13 protein-coding genes and 1 tRNA gene are annotated in these 15,224 nt (G+C 61.8%); 9 read left to right on the forward strand and 5 right to left on the reverse strand.

The window, feature by feature from the left end; all coding sequences use genetic code 11:
* The first annotated feature begins 94 nt into the window (after positions 1-94).
* The 4 genes from radC (at position 95) to AB2N08_RS09295 (ending at position 3,049) form a co-directional block, all read left to right on the forward strand.
* Entirely contained in the window at positions 95-766 is a 672-nt protein-coding gene (radC, locus tag AB2N08_RS09280; protein ID WP_367610418.1) for a RadC family protein, read from the forward strand.
* A 210-nt stretch (positions 767-976) separates the two neighbouring features.
* Complete coding sequence (rpmB, locus tag AB2N08_RS09285) at positions 977-1,213, forward strand: 50S ribosomal protein L28 (protein WP_183555830.1); 237 nt, start codon at positions 977-979, stop codon at positions 1,211-1,213.
* Positions 1,214-1,226: 13 nt separating this feature from the next.
* The gene (rpmG, locus tag AB2N08_RS09290) at positions 1,227-1,394 is read left to right on the forward strand and encodes a 50S ribosomal protein L33 (protein WP_005665735.1); all 168 of its coding nucleotides are present in this window, start codon (positions 1,227-1,229) and stop codon (positions 1,392-1,394) included.
* An 86-nt stretch (positions 1,395-1,480) separates the two neighbouring features.
* Positions 1,481-3,049 carry a DUF418 domain-containing protein gene (locus tag AB2N08_RS09295; protein ID WP_367610353.1) on the forward strand — a complete coding sequence of 523 codons (1,569 nt, stop codon included), beginning with the start codon at positions 1,481-1,483 and terminating at the stop codon, positions 3,047-3,049.
* 153 nt (positions 3,050-3,202) lie between these two features.
* Here the strand turns inward: AB2N08_RS09295 and AB2N08_RS09300 are convergent, their stop codons facing one another.
* The 5 genes from AB2N08_RS09300 to AB2N08_RS09320 form a co-directional block, all read right to left on the reverse strand.
* Entirely contained in the window at positions 3,203-4,414 is a 1,212-nt protein-coding gene (locus tag AB2N08_RS09300) for a DesA family fatty acid desaturase (protein WP_367610354.1), read from the reverse strand.
* Positions 4,415-4,516: 102 nt separating this feature from the next.
* Positions 4,517-5,887: a mechanosensitive ion channel family protein gene (locus AB2N08_RS09305; RefSeq protein WP_367610355.1), complete on the reverse strand. Its 1,371-nt coding sequence runs from the start codon at positions 5,885-5,887 to the stop codon at positions 4,517-4,519.
* A gap of 11 nt (positions 5,888-5,898) precedes the next feature.
* Positions 5,899-7,218, reverse strand: coding sequence for an RsmB/NOP family class I SAM-dependent RNA methyltransferase (locus AB2N08_RS09310; RefSeq protein WP_367610356.1), 1,320 nt, complete (start codon positions 7,216-7,218; stop codon positions 5,899-5,901).
* Between the two features lie 43 nt (positions 7,219-7,261).
* The gene (gene purN, locus AB2N08_RS09315; RefSeq protein WP_367610357.1) at positions 7,262-7,891 is read right to left on the reverse strand and encodes a phosphoribosylglycinamide formyltransferase; all 630 of its coding nucleotides are present in this window, start codon (positions 7,889-7,891) and stop codon (positions 7,262-7,264) included.
* A 63-nt stretch (positions 7,892-7,954) separates the two neighbouring features.
* On the reverse strand, positions 7,955-8,482 hold the full coding sequence (locus AB2N08_RS09320; protein WP_367610358.1) for a barstar family protein: 528 nt from the start codon (positions 8,480-8,482) through the stop codon (positions 7,955-7,957).
* A 275-nt stretch (positions 8,483-8,757) separates the two neighbouring features.
* Here AB2N08_RS09320 and AB2N08_RS09325 point away from each other — a divergent pair, with 275 nt between their 5' ends.
* From AB2N08_RS09325 to AB2N08_RS09345, 5 genes are all read left to right on the forward strand, one after another.
* Entirely contained in the window at positions 8,758-9,303 is a 546-nt protein-coding gene (locus AB2N08_RS09325) for a glycine zipper 2TM domain-containing protein (protein WP_367610359.1), read from the forward strand.
* Positions 9,304-9,451: 148 nt separating this feature from the next.
* Positions 9,452-10,234, forward strand: coding sequence for a spermidine synthase (locus AB2N08_RS09330; protein WP_367610360.1), 783 nt, complete (start codon positions 9,452-9,454; stop codon positions 10,232-10,234).
* Positions 10,235-10,250: 16 nt separating this feature from the next.
* Positions 10,251-12,047: a GspE/PulE family protein gene (locus tag AB2N08_RS09335; protein WP_367610361.1), complete on the forward strand. Its 1,797-nt coding sequence runs from the start codon at positions 10,251-10,253 to the stop codon at positions 12,045-12,047.
* Positions 12,048-12,121: 74 nt separating this feature from the next.
* Positions 12,122-12,197 (forward strand) — tRNA-Lys (locus tag AB2N08_RS09340).
* Between the two features lie 180 nt (positions 12,198-12,377).
* Positions 12,378-15,224 (forward strand): type VI secretion system Vgr family protein, encoded by a 2,847-nt coding sequence (locus tag AB2N08_RS09345; RefSeq protein ID WP_367610362.1) that lies wholly within the window; start codon positions 12,378-12,380, stop codon positions 15,222-15,224.

Here is a 15,224-nt window from a genome sequence, read left to right on the forward strand (position 1 = left end):
GTTAGTGCAGGCAGCCCCGGTAGGGCAAAGCGCTATTGTAAGCCACGCGCGCAGCTTGCGCCCGGGCTGCCTCTTTTTTTGGCGAGGAATCATGATGGGAATTTGCGACTGGCCTGAGCAGGACCGCCCCCGCGAGCGCTTGCTGCGCGACGGCCCGGCGGCGTTGTCGGACACCGAATTGCTGGCGATCTTCCTGCGCGTTGGCGTGGCCGGCAAAAGCGCCGTGACACTGGCGAGCGACACTCTCGCCCACTTCGGTTCGCTCCAGCGGCTGCTGCATGCCGATGCCGGCGAGTTCGGGCGCCTGCACGGGCTGGGGCCGGCAAAGTACGCGCAACTGCAGGCGGCGCTCGAACTGGCGCGGCGCGCGGTGGCCGAACAGTTTTGCAGGGAAGCATTGTGCTCGCCTGAAGCGGTGCGGCACTATCTGCGCAGCCAGTTCGCGCTGCGCACCTATGAGTCGTTCATCGTGCTGTTTCTGGATGTGAAGAATCGCCTGATCAATTGCGATGAGATGTTTCGGGGCACGCTCACGCACACGAGTGTGTATCCGCGCGAAGTAGTCAAGGCGGCGCTGCGGCGCAATGCGGCGGCCGTGATCCTGGCGCACAACCACCCTTCGGGCGTGGCCGAGCCGAGCGACGCCGATCTGCGGCTCACAAGCACGCTTACGCAGGCGCTGTCGCTCGTGGATATCCGGGTGCTCGATCACTTCGTGGTGGCCGGTTCACACGTCCATTCTTTTGCCGAGAATGGGCAGTTGTGACGATTTTGCCACCAGCGGCCGGTTCCATTATTGACAGAAATTACGTCGCGTAAACAGGGGCTTACCCGTCCAGAAGCACACTCATCTACAATTGTTAAATATTCTTATCAGAATATGTAACTATTGTTTTTCGCAAGTGATTGATTCCGCGTCGTTTTTCGCGCTATACTTTCGTTTTTCCAGTTCTGGAACATATTTAAGGAGTGCACTATGGCACGTGTTTGCCAAGTAACCGGCAAGGGTGTGATGGTTGGTAACAACGTCTCCCACGCTAACAACAAAACGAAGCGTCGTTTCCTGCCTAACCTGCAGAATCGTCGTATCTACGTCGAATCGGAAAACCGCTGGGTTTCGCTGCGTTTGTCGAACGCCGGCCTGCGCCTGATTGACAAGCTCGGCATCGATGCCGTGCTGGTCGACATGCGTGCTCGTGGCGAAAAAGTTTAATTAGGGAGCTATCATGGCAAAAACTGGCCGCGACAAAATCAAGCTGGAATCGACTGCAGGCACGGGTCACTTCTACACCACCACCAAGAACAAGCGCACGATGCCGGCGAAAATGGAAATCACCAAATTCGACCCTAAGGCACGTAAGCACGTGATCTACAAAGAAACCAAGATCAAGTAATCGATCCTGTTGTCTTTCGAAAAGCCGCCGGCGCAAGCCAGGCGGCTTTTTTATGGTCGGGCTCCGTGAAGCGTTACCATGACGCAATGACAAGCCCGTCCCTACCCGCGTTTTCTCCCACCAGCGATCGACTCGACGCCCTCGATGTCCTGCGCGGCTTTGCGCTGATCGGCATTTGCGTCGCCAACGTCGAATTTTTCAACCGCCCCGTGGTCGAATCCGGACAAGGCATCCCGGCCGGCCTGTACGGCCTGGACTGGCTCGTGGCGGCCCTGGTCGCGTACCTGGTGAGCGGCAAGTTCTGGACGATCTTTTCGCTGCTGTTCGGCATGGGCTTTGCGCTGATGCTCGAACGCGCCCGGGTGGCCGGGCGGCCGTTCGTGCCGACCTATGGCCGCCGCGTCGGCGTCTTGCTGTTGATCGGATTGCTGCACCACACGCTGCTATGGAGCGGCGATATCCTGATCAGCTACGCGGTTGGCGCGCTCGCGCTGATGCTGGCCCTGCTGGCGCCGGTACGTGTGCTCGTGACCGCCTTCATTGCCTGCGCAGTGTTGTCGCAGATCCCAGGCCTGGACTTCCTGGGCTGGCCGCTCGCGCCAGTCATTCTTGCGTCGCTGGTGGCACTGTATCTGCGCGCGCGGCAAGCATGGCTGTTTTCGCTGGTGATGATCGGTGTCGGCGTACCGATCCTGCTGGCGGCGCTGATCGCAGCATGGGGCGGCAACAGCGACGACACGTTGACGCTGGCCACGGTGGGCGCCACCCTCACCGGCCTGGGCTTGCTCGCCTGCTGGCGCGGGCCGGATGAGCGCAAGCCGCTGCGCATCGGCGCCCAGATCGTGCTGCTCACCTATTGCCTGATCGCGATGGAGAGCGGCGTGCGCTACTTCGCGACCGATGTCGGCCAGTTGACGAGCGCCAGCAGCACCAGCGCACATGGTGAGCAAGTGGATGCCGACGCCGGCCGCCTGCTGCGTTATCGCGAACAGGTTGCGCGCAGCGCAGAAGAACGGGCCGTGCTCACGGACGGCAGCTATGTCGATGCCGTGACGATGCGCTTTTCTCACCTGGATGAACGCCTGCGCGACGAGGTCGGGTTCGCGATCTTGCTGGTGGGCGTGTTCCTGATCGGCGTCTGGTTCGTGCGCGCGGGCGTGATTGCACGGGCGGCCGAGCATAAAAGATTGTTCCGGTGCCTGGCCGTTGTCGGCATTCCACTGGGCGTCGGGCTGGGCCTGCTTGGCAGCCTGATCGCGACGGGGCGTCCGAGTGGCGTTGACGACCAGGGTTACGATTTCGCCTACGCCCTGCTGTCGCTGGGCAGTTTACCGGCCGCGCTCGGCTACGTTGGCACGGTCATGCTGATGCTGCACAGCCGTGGCGCGCTGGCGCGGATCCGGCTGCTGGCGCCGTTCGGGCGCATGGCCCTAAGCAATTACCTGATGCAGTCGCTCGTGTTTGCGCTGTTGTTTTATGCCCACGGGATGGGGTTGTGGGGGATTGGACGGACGGCGCAGGTGGGTATTGCGCTAGGCTTGTGTGGGTTGCAGATCGGGCTGAGCCACTGGTGGATGGCGCGATTTTGGTACGGGCCGGTCGAGTGGGTCTGGCGGGCGTTGACGTATTTGACCTGGCCGACAATGCGCAGGTAGGGTGGGCCTCGGCGACGCCGTCCAACGTTCGGTTCGATGCGGCCTCTGGTCATGCAGGCTCTGGTTGGACCCGCCGACCCTACGACTTTGCGAGGATGCCCCATGCAAAACGGCTCCCGAAGGAGCCGTTCTTGTTCAATCCGCTAGTGCGGATCAGGCATACGTCCGCAGGCGCAGCGAGAAGTCTTGCAGCGCCTTGATGCCCGACGCCTCGGCGCGGTTGCACCAGTCCTGCAACTGATGCAGCAACTGATCGCGTGTGTGGTGCGAACGTTCCCAGATCGCGCCCAGTTCCACGCGCATATTGTGCATGGTCTCGAGCGCCTTGCTGTGCTGGAACAGCTCGACCAGTTGCTGCTTTTGCGACAGCTCGAGCTTGGCCGGTTCGCGCTGCATCAGCTTGCGCGAGCTTTTCAGGAAGCGCGATTCCAGGCCGCTGGCGTGCTTGCGCTGCTCGAACTCTTCATGGAACGCGTGGCGCACCGACTTGGCATACTTGGCCATCACGTCGTAGCGATTGGCGATGACCGATTGCAGCGTATCGAAGTCGGCCTGCGCCTTGTCCTTGGCCAGCTTCGGCTTTGGCGCCACCTTCTTGACCTTGGCCAGACCCACCATCTCGAGCATGCGGATATACATCCAGCCCAGGTCGAACTCATACCACTTGCTCGACAGCTTGGCCGACGTGGCATAGGTGTGGTGGTTGTTGTGCAGCTCTTCGCCGCCGATCAGGATGCCCCAAGGGAAAATATTGGTCGCGGCATCGCTGCAATCGAAATTGCGGTAGCCCCACCAGTGGCCGAGGCCATTGATGATGCCGGCAGCGGTGATCGGGATCCACATCATCTGGACCGCCCACACCGACAAGCCGATCACGCCGAACAGCGCGACATTGATCACAAGAAGCGACGCAACACCCATCATGCTGCGGCCGGTGTACACGTGACGTTCGATCCAGTCGTCCGGGGTGCCATGGCCATACTTGTCCATGGTTTCCTGAACCTTGCTCTCGGCGCGGTACAGCTCGGCGCCTTCGAACAGCACCTTGCGGATGCCGCGCGTTTGCGGGCTGTGCGGATCTTCTTCGGTATCGCACTTGGCGTGGTGCTTGCGGTGAATCGACGCCCATTCTTTGGTGACCTGACCGGTGGTCAGCCACAGCCAGAAGCGGAAGAAGTGACTTGGAATCGGGTGCAGATCAAGCGCGCGGTGCGCCTGATGGCGGTGCAGGTACACGGTGACGCTGATGATCGTAATGTGCGTGACCACCAGCGTGTACAGAACGACTTCCCATGCCGAAAAATCCAGCAGGCCGGTCGACAAGAACGACAGCACAGCGTGCAAAGTGTCGTTAAAGAAATTCATTCAGTCTCCAATGCAGGGCTCGTATGATGGCGATCAGGAAGACCACGCACGCATAACCCTTGCATTTTACGTGGTTCTACTGCCGCACGGCAGCACACGTGTTCAAATTTTGCCTAAATCCACGCCAGTCTGTTTAACGCCACCTTCGGTAGCGTCTGGCGCACCTTGCGGGGTACGCGCCATCATCGACGTGATGTGCGCGTCGAGCAAACGCGTGTCCATCGCTGGATGGCCAAGCTTGATCGCGCCAGAATGCACGAGCGCGTAAATCTTGCGATTGACTTCCGAGATCGGCCCGCCCTGCCCGTTCTCCGGGTCACCCAGGAAGAAGCCGACTTCCAGCTCGTAGCCATCGGCGACAAAGGCCGTCAGCAGCACGTTCGGCGCCGGCGTTTCCAGCACGCGGGCAACGCCTTTCGGTTGCGCTTCAAGCAACGGCATGACGACCGCCAGATCGCTGTCGTACGACACGACCAGCTTGGTGACGGCGCGCACATTCTTGTTGGTCACCGACTGGTTCAGCACCACGCCGGTGATCAGCATTTCGTTCGGCAGCAGCGTCTGGGTACCGTCGGCGCTACGCAACACCGTATAGCGCGTGTTGATGCGCGCGACCTTGCCCGAGTATTTATCCAGCGTGATCGGGTCGCCGATCGCCAGGCTGCGCTCGAACAGGATGATGAAACCGGACACGTAGTTACTGGCAATGCGCTGCATGCCCAGGCCAAGGCCGACACCGAGCGCGCCGCCGAACACCGACAATACCGTCAGGTCAAGCCCCGCCAGCGATAGGCTGAACAGCACCGCGACCAGGATCAACGCAGCACGACCGACGCGCGCCATCGCCACCCGCAGCGACGTGTGCATGCGCTCGACATGCATCAGCCGCTCTTCGAGCGCGGCGCCGGCCCACAGCGCCAGGATCATCAACACGACGATCGACACCACGCCCTGCAGCAAGTCGAGCAGCGAGGTCTTCTTGGCGCCGACCGGCAGCATGGTGGTCTCGAGCGCGCGCAGTACGTCCGGCAGGATGCCGGTCAGGTGCAGCGCGACGATGATCCACGCAGTGAAGGCAAATACCCGCTCGAACGTCTGCAGCGCCTCGCCCACCTGGCCGCGGCGTGCAAAGGCGCGGCGCAGCAGGTAAAAGAAGGTGCGGATGACGGCCAGCGACACGAACAGCGGCAGCGCCACGCGCAGCAGGTTCACGGTCTGGAAATGCTCGAGGATGACCTTGCTCAGGGACAGCAGCGCGACAGTCAGGAGGGGTCCGAGAACTCGGGCGACGCCGCCCAGTCCGACACGCATGATGCGTCCCTGTTCGGCGCGATCCTTGAGCAGTGAACGCCCGATCAGCCGCGCCAGCCCCCAGCCCGCCGCTGCACAGAGGACGATGGCAAGCGCCTGCCACAACAGGGCGGGGTTGCGCACGTCGACAATCAGGACATTCCAGAGGTCGGACAACGGCATTGCGGCGTTCCTTATTCTTCGTCGGTTGCAGTCGCGTCGGCGTCAGCCTCTGCCTTCACCGGCGCGGCCTTGACCAGCGCCTTGCGTTGCAGAACGGCGGCGAAGAAGCCGTCGGTCTGGTGCTTGTGAGGCAAGAGCTTCAGGTACTTGTCCATGTCGAGCGGAATCTTTTGCTCGGCCAGCACCTGGCTCATCGGCACCAGCTCGAAGTCCGCATGCGTTGCCAGGAAGCCTTCGACGATGACGTCGTTCTCTTCATTCAGCAAGCTGCAGGTGGCGTACACGAGGCGGCCACCGTTCTTGACCAGGCGCGCGGCGCCGTCCAGGATCGCGGCTTGCTTCTCTTGCATCTCGGCGATGGCGCCCGGTTGCTGGCGCCACTTGACGTCCGGATTGCGGCGCAAGGTGCCCAGGCCCGAGCACGGCGCGTCGACCAGCACGCGGTCGATCTTGCCGGCCAGACGTTTGACCTTGGCATCGCGCTCGTGCGCGATCAGCACCGGATGCACGTTCGACAAGCCGCTGCGCGCCATGCGCGGTTTCAGCTTGGCGAGGCGCTTTTCGGACACGTCGAATGCGTACAGGCGACCGGTATTGCGCATCAGCGCGCCCAGTGCCAGCGTCTTGCCGCCGGCGCCGGCGCAAAAATCGACCACCATCTCGCCGCGGCGCGCGCCGACGATCTGCGACAGCACCTGGCTGCCCTCGTCCTGCACCTCGATGGCGCCTTCCTTGAACAGCGGCAGATTCTGCAGCGCAGGCTTTTGCTTGACGCGCAGGCCCAGCGGCGCATACGGCATCGGCTCGGCCACGATCGGCGCTTCAAGCAGCGTGGCGATCACGGCGTCGCGCTCGGCCTTGATCGAATTGACGCGCAGGTCCAGCGGCGCCGGGGTATTCAGTACCGCTGCCAGTTCAAGTGCCTCGGTTTCGCCGAACTGGGCCACCAGCTTGTCGTACAGCCATTGCGGCAGATTGGCTTGCACCGGCCCTGGCAGCAGCGTGCGATCGACTTCCTTGATACGGGTCAGGAAGTGGGTTTCATCTTCGGTCAGGCCACCGATCGCATCGATGCCAGCCGTTTCGGCCAGACCCAGCAGCGCCAGGCGACGCATCGATGGCGTGCTGCCATGACCGGCGAAATCGGTGAAGAACGATTTATTGCGCAGCACCGAATACACGGCTTCGGCAATCACGCCACGCTCACGGCCGCCAAAACGCGGGTTGTCTTTGAAGAAACGCGACAGGGTGACGTCGGCTGGCGAACTGAAACGGAGAATCTCGCGCAAGACTTCTTCGGTCTTGGCGACGATCGCTGGAGGCAATCTCATGTAAATCCTTGGGTTGTAAACTGCGTGCTTAAAACAATGCGTTTTAAATACTGAGGGTGTCGAAGCTGGGCTCGACGATGCGCACCGCGCCGTCCTCGACGACCAGACGGTCTTCGACGAACAGGCGCACCGCGCGCGGATAGATCTTGTGTTCTTCAACCAGCAGGCGGGTAGCGAGCGTGGCTTCGGTGTCGCCGGGCAGCACCGGGATGCATGCCTGCACCACGGCCGGGCCGTGATCCAGTTCGGCAGTGACGAAGTGGACCGTGGCGCCATGCTCGGTACAACCGGCATCGAGCGCCTGCTGGTGCGTGTGCAGCCCCGGGAACAGCGGCAGCAGCGACGGGTGAATATTGAGCATCCGGCCCGCGTAATGCTCGACGAACGGCGCGGTGAGGATGCGCATGAAACCGGCCAGCACGACCAGGTCGGGCTGGAAGACGTCGATGGTTTCTTGCAGCTTGGCGTCGAATTCGGCGCGGGTGGCGAACGTCTTGCTTGGCACCACCGCAGTGGGAATGCCACGCGCCTGCGCAAACGCCAGGCCGCCGGCGTCCGGTTTGTTGCTGATGACTGCGGCGATACGGGCTGGCCAGGCTTCGGCGTCAAGCGCTCGTACGATCGCTTCCATATTGCTTCCGCGGCCCGAAATCAGGATCACGATATTTTTCATAGCCGGCATTGTACCGTAACGCCGGCTGCCAACCGCAGCCTTCGGGCAGCGCTTGATACCCGCTCAGGCGGTCGGCGGCACCGTCGCGAACGAGTAGAACACGCGGAACGGCACCTTCTTTTCGGCCCAGAATTCGGCCGCATCGCGAAACACGTCCAGCAGGTTTTCGCGCGCTTCCTTGTCGAATTTCTGGGCGCTTGGCAGCTGCTCCAGCACCACGATAAAGCCCGGTTGCGGGCCAGCTTCGTGGATGGTTTCAGTCAAACACTTGCGCAGCGCGTCGAAGTTCTTGCTGCACGGTTTTGGGAAATAAAATTGCTCGCCGATGCGGGCGCAGACTTGTTGTTTGGTGAGCGTATTGGCGCAATGTGCGTACAGAAAATGATGCCCGAGTTGTCCGGCCTCCTGTTGCAGATCACCAACGTTAAACGCGCGGATCGCTTGCACAATATTCGGCGCCACTCTCATCAACAAACTCATTTTTTCCTCAAGTTGACCTGTCAATAACGCGCCATGGCGCAACCCGTCGCGGCGCCACGGGGCGCTGCTGCCGCTTACCTCGCTGTCGTTGCTATACGCCAATAAGTCCATGATTGGTGTAAGGGTAACGTTTTGTGGTATTGGAAGCAACCCAAATGTGCATTGCGAATAGTCATTTGTAAGAATCGGTACGAGCACGACTAACGCAAAACCAGGACGAATCGGGCCTGCCTCATTCTGGCGCGCCTCGCGGGCCCGGCAATCCGCTGTTACATTTTGTTGCCACGGGGATTCGATGCGTTTTTGCGATCGGCGTACTATCAAGGCTTGAACGATTTCCGTATTTATTGTCTTAACTAACGTTGCACCACTGAACGAGGACCATCATGACATTCCAAGCCAAACTGATCATCGCAGCCCTGGGTGTGGCCACCCTGCCGCTGGCACAGGCTGCCGACTTCGAAGATTTCGGCCGGGTGGTGCGCGTCGAGCCGCGCGTCGAGCAAGTGCGCACCCCGCGCCAGGAGTGCCGCACCGAGTATGTGCAAGTGCCGGTGCAGCAAGAACGCAATGCCGGCGGCACGATCGTCGGCGGTATCGCCGGCGCCCTGCTCGGCAGCCAGATCGGCAGCGGCAACGGTAAAGTGGCTGCCTCGGCCGCCGGCGCCATCGCCGGCGCCATGGTCGGCGACCGGGTCCAGAACAATGGCCGCCAGGGCAGCAGCGTGCAAGAACAGGCTGTGCAGCAATGCCGCACCGTGGAAGCGGTCGAATCGCGCACCGCCGGCTACAACGTCACGTACGAATACCGCGGCCAGAATTACACGTCGCTGATGCGCAACGACCCGGGCAACCGCGTGCGCCTGCGCGTGTCGGTCCAGCCGCTGGACAGCTACGACGACGGCCAGGCCTACAGCCAATACCAGCGCTAAGGTTCGTCATTCAAGAACGACGACGAGAACGACAACGACAACGCGGCCCCGGTGGCCGCGTTGTCGTATGCGGGGTCGTGTTAAAGCTCCGAGCTTGCGCTGCGGGAACGCAACCGCCGATAATAGGGCGATTCCATCAGGCAGTCTTATGCTCATCAAACGCAAATCCATCGAACAGGCCGAATCGTCGCGCCGCCCTTCCCGCAAGCCCAAGTACGCGCCTGTCACACTGTCTGAACAGGAAGGCGTGCGCTACCTGCACTTCGGCACCGAATGGGTCCAGGGCGCCATGCGCATCCGCAAGCCCGACTGGCCAGAACTCGAATACGCGCAGCAGATGATGGCCTGGATGCTGTTCATCGAGGCGCCGCGCGCCATCGTCCAACTGGGCCTGGGCACGGCCACACTGACCAAATTCTGCTATCGGCAATTTCCCGAGGCGACTGTTACCGCCATCGAGCTGAACCCGTCGGTGATCGCCATCTGCAATTCGATGTTCAAGCTGCCAGGCCTCGACGAGCGCTTGACCGTACTCGAGATGGACGCCCTGGACTTCGTCGAAGACCCGGACCACCACGGCGCGTTCGACGTGCTGCAGTGCGACCTGTACGACGCCACCGCACGCGGCCCCGTGCTCGACACGCCCGAGTTTTATGTCGCCTGCGCCAATTGCCTCACCGACGAGGGCATCATGACCGTCAACTTGTTCGGCGACCATCCGAGTTTTGCCAAGAATATCAAGGCGATGAAGTTCGCCTTCGGCCATGTGCTGTGCCTGCCCGAGGTGCACGATGGTAATGTGGTCGCGCTGTGCTTCAAGACCCGGCCGACACTCGACCAGGATGCGTTGATGAAACGCGCGGCGCAGATCGTTGCACAGACCAAGCTGCCCGCCACTTCCTGGGTCAAGGGATTGTTCGCCACCGATTGATTACCCAAGGGCCACCGTGAACGCCATCCCGCAAAAACCAGCCAGCCTGCGCAAGCTCGATCTGCAATCGATTTTCTCGTGGCTGCTGGCCGACGGGATCGTCACAAAAGACAACGTCAAGGCCCAATTCGCCCAGGCCCAGGGCATCCTCAAGAATGCGCCCGGCTCGATGCACCCGCTCACCGCGGTGGCGCAATGCAAGCTGATCTCCGAACTGCCGCCAAACCGCCTGCTCACGCTCGACGTGCTGACGGAATGGTGCGCGGCCAAGGTCGGCCTGCCGTTCATCCGCATCGACCCGCTGAAAATCGATTTCACGAAAGTGGCCGACGTGATGTCGGCCGGTTATGCGGCGCGCTTTAATATCCTGCCGGTGGAAATGACGGCGACCACGCTCGTGGTGGCCACGGCCGATCCGGCCCTGACCGAATGGGAAACCGAGATCGCGAAAGTGGCGCGGCGCCGCATTGAACTGGTGCTGGCCAATCCGCTCGATATCGCCCAGTACATCTCGCAATTCTTCGCGCTGGCCAAGTCGATCCGCGACGCCAACCGCAGCAGCGGGCAAGACGTCGCGATGCGTAACAACTTCGAGCAACTGGTCGAAATGGGCAAGGCGAACAAACAGTTCGACGCCAACGACCAGCACATCGTCAATATCGTCGACTGGCTGTGGGGTTACGCGTTCGAGCAACGCGCCTCGGATATTCACCTGGAGCCCAAGCGTGAATTCGCCGTCGTCCGGTTCCGCATCGACGGCGTGCTGCACCAGGTGTATCAGGTGCCGGCGGTGGTGATGATCGCGATGACTGCGCGGATCAAATTGCTGGGGCGGATGGACGTGATTGAAAAACGCCGCCCGCAAGATGGCCGCATCAAGACCCGTACCGCCGGCGGCCAGGAAGTCGAATTGCGTCTGTCGACGATGCCGACTGCATTCGGCGAAAAGCTCGTGATGCGTATTTTCGATCCCGAAGTGGTGGTCAAGACGCTGCCTGAACTGGGCTTTCCCGATGACGATGCGCAGCGCTGGGATCATTTGACCAAGCGCCCACACGGAATCATTCTCGTGACCGGGCCGACCGGCTCGGGCAAGACGACCACGCTGTATACAACACTCAAGGCGCTGGCGACGAGCGAAGTCAATGTCTGCACGGTGGAAGACCCGATCGAGATGGTCGAACCGGCATTCAATCAGATGCAGGTGCAGCCGGGAATCGATTTATCCTTTGCCGATGGCGTGCGCTCGCTGATGCGTCAGGATCCGGACATCATCATGGTTGGCGAGATTCGCGATCTGCCAACAGCCGAGATGGCGATCCAGGCGGCGCTGACGGGTCACCTGGTGTTTTCGACGCTGCACACGAACGATGCGCCATCGGCAGTGATGCGCCTGATCGAACTGGGCGTGCCCGATTATCTGTTGGAAGCCACCTTGATCGGCGTGATGGCACAGCGCCTGGTGCGCACGCTCTGCCCTGCCTGCAAGGCGCCGGGCGGCGAATTGAGTGACGAGGTGTGGGAGAGCGTCGGCGGCGCGTGGAAGATTCCCAAGCCTTCTGTGGTGTATCGGCCAATCGGGTGTCCGGAATGCCGGCAGACCGGGTACCGGGGACGCACCGGCATTTATGAGCTGCTGACCGTGAGCGAAGGGTTTGGCAAACTGATGCGGGAATCGGGCGACATGGTGGCGCTGCGCAAGCAGAGTGTGCTCGATGGCATGAAGCCGTTGCGGATTGCCGGCGCGATGAAGGTGGTGGAAGGCGTCACGACGGCGGATGAGGTGCTGAAGGTGACGTCGGCGTTGTCGTGAAGCGGTTCTGCGCAGAAATTTTATGCGTGAGACCTAGCGCGATGCCGGATCGCCCGCTATAATGCTGCCTCTTTGGGTCGTTAGCTCAGCTGGTAGAGCAGCGGACTTTTAATCCGTTGGTCGCAGGTTCGAATCCCGCACGGCCTACCAAAATTTGTTGTCGCAATGAAGGCGTTACGAGAAATCGTGACGCCTTTTTTGTTGTTGGTTTGCGCACGCATCTTTACAACGCGGCCGCCAGGGTTCGGCATGGGCTTGCGTTTCGTCAGTAGCTCACTGCAGGCCACTATCTACAGTCAAGAAGTTTTCAGCTCAACAGACGAGCAAACGATGACTGACCTGCAAGCACTGCTGGAAGCCCACCAACACACCCGTCTGCTGCGCATGGCGTTTCCTGGAAACGACGGCCCGCCAGCCACGCTGATGGTGAATCACTTCGTCGGCACGGAATACCTGTCGCGCGACTTCGCGTACACAGCGGAGCTGCTGAGCGACGATGCCAGGATCGAACTCGAGGCAATGCACGGCAAGTTGCTGTGCATATCGCTCGTGCAGGCTGACGGCAGCCTGCGACCGTTCACCGGTTATGTGACTTCGTTCAAGCTGGTCAGGACGGATGGCGGCGTGGCGTTCTACGAAGCCGTACTCATGCCATGGCTGGCGTACACGCGCCTGCGCCGCAACAACCGGCTGTTCCATGCGCAAACCGTGCGCGCGCAGGCTGAGACGATCTTCGCCGGCTACGGCGCCCTGCCCGAATACGAGTGGAAAATCGCCGGCGAACAGCCGCAGTTCACAATGGCCACGCAATGGGACGAGACCGATCACAACTACCTGTGCCGGCGCTGGGAAGCGGCTGGCTACAGCTATTGGTACGAGCATACCGCCGAAGGTCACCTGCTGCAGGTCTGCGACAACACGTGCACCGCAGAGCCGATCGACGGACCGTCACCCGGCATTCGCTTTCATGGCGCCGGTGGCGCCGTCGAAGAAGACGCTTTCGGCGCCTGGAGTGCACGACGCCAATGGGCATCCGGACAAGCGACAGTGAGCGGCTTCGACTTCAAGCATCCGCACCCGGTTCATGCCAATACCGTCACCATCAACGGGCAGGGCGATATCCCGAAGCTGGACGTGCACAGCTACGAGGGGCATTACGGATTCCAGCACCAGGCGGGCGCCTCCCGGCTGTCGCGCTTGCGCATGGAGGAAATCGAAGCCCGTGGCCAGCTGTATGAGGCACAAGGCAACAACCGGCACGTCGCCGCAGGCAGGTGGTTCAAGCTGCTCGGCCATTTCAGCGAAAGCGAAGACAGCGAATTCCTGATCCTGGAAGTGTATCACGAAGCGAGCAACAACTACTTGCAAGGTAAAGGTGCGCTGGCCGAATACAAGAACCGTCTGCTCTGCCAGAACAAGGCCGTGCCGTGGCGGCCCGGGCGCGGCTTCAACAGCACGCCGACCAGGCTGCTGGCCCTGCAGACAGCCATCGTGGTCGGCCCGGAAGGCCAGAGCAGCCTGAACGTGGACCAGTACGGCCGAATCCAGGTCAGGTTTCACTGGGACCGGGACGAAAGCAGTAGCTGCTGGGTACGCGTCAGCAGTAACTGGGCCGGTGGCGAGAAGGGCTTGGCCAGCCATCCGCGGGTCGGCTCGGAAGTGATCGTGCAATGGCTCGACGGTAATCCCGACCATCCGATCGTGACCGGCTCGGTGTACAACCAGAGCTATATGCCGCCGTGGAAGCTGCCCGAACAGCGGGCGCTGATGGGACTCAGAAGCCGCGAGTTGACTGCCAACGGTGGCAACACGCCGGGCGGCCGCAGCAACCATCTGGTGCTGGACGACACACAGGGCCAGATCCAGGCCCAGCTCAAGAGCGACCACCTCGCCAGCCAGATCAGCCTGGGCCATATCAAACGCATCGACGACAACGCCGGCCGCAAGGACGCGCGCGGCCAGGGCTTCGAGCTGCGCACCGACGGCATTGGTGCGGTGCGCGCACAGCAGGGCCTGTTGATCAGCACCGAAGCACGGCCGAACGCCCGCGCCCATATCACCGACATGGCCGAGACGCTGGCGCGCATGGCGCAGGGCCAGCAATTGCACGACAGCCTGTCGCAGGCCGCGCAACAGGCGCAGGCGCATCAGCCGGGCGACCAGGATCAGGTTGCCGCCGCACTGCTGGCGCAGGTCGATGCCATTAACGGCCAAGGCGGCCAGGGCGGCCAGCCCGAGCAAGGTGAATTCCCCGAATTCCAGGCGCCCCACCTCACCCTGGCAAGCCCCGCCGGTATTGAAACGAGCACGCAGGGTTCCACCCACGTGATGAGCGTGGAGCACACCGCCCTCACCAGTGGCGGCCATGCCAGCCTGAGCGCAGGCAAGAGTTTTCTCGTGAGCGTCAGGGACGCGGTGCGCATGTTTGCTTGCAAGGCCGGCATGAAGCTGGTGGCGGCGGGCGCCGACATCGATATCACCGCGCTGAAGGACAGCATCAACATCCTGGCCAAGCTCAACATCACCCACACCGCCAACCGGATCACGATCACGGCCAAGGAAGAAGTGGTGATCAACGGCGGTACCAGCTTCAGCCGCTGGAACGCAGCGGGGATCGTCCATGGCACGGCCGGCACCTGGCGCCAGCACGCAGCGAAGCACAACATTGAACCCGGCAAGAGCGAAGGCACACCGGCATTGCCACAGACCGTGCAGCTCGCACCAGGGAAGCTCGACCTGTTTCACCAGTATGTGAATTCAGCCGGCAGCAAGAAGCAAGGTATACGGCAAGGCGACTACACCGTCGTCGATGCCGACGGTTGCATTCACCAGGGCACGCTCGATGGCGACGGCTTTGCCAACGTGGCCGGCCTGCCAATGGGCATGGCCACGGTCAGTTATGGCAAGGACCCGCGCGATCCGTGGGACGACGGCAGCTACTTTGGGCAAGCAACCGCGTGGCCGACCGTGGCGCTGCCAGAGCCTGGCTTTGACGCGGCCTCGGGCAGTCCGGACGGCGCGGCCGGCAAGCTGGCGGCGATTGCGCAAGTGGCGGAACAAGCGACAAATGCGGCGCAGTCACTCAAGGAAGGCGGTGCACGAGGATTTCTGACGCCGCTCGGCCAGGCAGCCATGGCCCATGTTGCGGGCCAGCTCCGGCAAACATCCATCCCTTGA

The sequence above is a fragment of the Massilia aurea genome (assembly GCF_040790145.1).
Classification (GTDB): Bacteria; Pseudomonadota; Gammaproteobacteria; order Burkholderiales; family Burkholderiaceae_D; genus Telluria; species Telluria aurea_C.

Coding starts and splice junctions, on each gene's coding strand:
- AB2N08_RS09330 (WP_367610360.1), top strand. CDS start 9,452: ATGCTCATCAAACGCAAATCCATCGAACAGGCCGAATCGTCGCGCCGC.
- AB2N08_RS09295 (WP_367610353.1), top strand. CDS start 1,481: ATGACAAGCCCGTCCCTACCCGCGTTTTCTCCCACCAGCGATCGACTC.
- AB2N08_RS09320 (WP_367610358.1), bottom strand. CDS start 8,482: ATGGACTTATTGGCGTATAGCAACGACAGCGAGGTAAGCGGCAGCAGC.
- AB2N08_RS09310 (WP_367610356.1), bottom strand. CDS start 7,218: ATGAGATTGCCTCCAGCGATCGTCGCCAAGACCGAAGAAGTCTTGCGC.
- AB2N08_RS09325 (WP_367610359.1), top strand. CDS start 8,758: ATGACATTCCAAGCCAAACTGATCATCGCAGCCCTGGGTGTGGCCACC.
- purN (WP_367610357.1), bottom strand. CDS start 7,891: ATGAAAAATATCGTGATCCTGATTTCGGGCCGCGGAAGCAATATGGAA.
- AB2N08_RS09300 (WP_367610354.1), bottom strand. CDS start 4,414: ATGAATTTCTTTAACGACACTTTGCACGCTGTGCTGTCGTTCTTGTCG.
- radC (WP_367610418.1), top strand. CDS start 95: ATGGGAATTTGCGACTGGCCTGAGCAGGACCGCCCCCGCGAGCGCTTG.
- rpmG (WP_005665735.1), top strand. CDS start 1,227: ATGGCAAAAACTGGCCGCGACAAAATCAAGCTGGAATCGACTGCAGGC.
- AB2N08_RS09305 (WP_367610355.1), bottom strand. CDS start 5,887: ATGCCGTTGTCCGACCTCTGGAATGTCCTGATTGTCGACGTGCGCAAC.
- rpmB (WP_183555830.1), top strand. CDS start 977: ATGGCACGTGTTTGCCAAGTAACCGGCAAGGGTGTGATGGTTGGTAAC.
- AB2N08_RS09345 (WP_367610362.1), top strand. CDS start 12,378: ATGACTGACCTGCAAGCACTGCTGGAAGCCCACCAACACACCCGTCTG.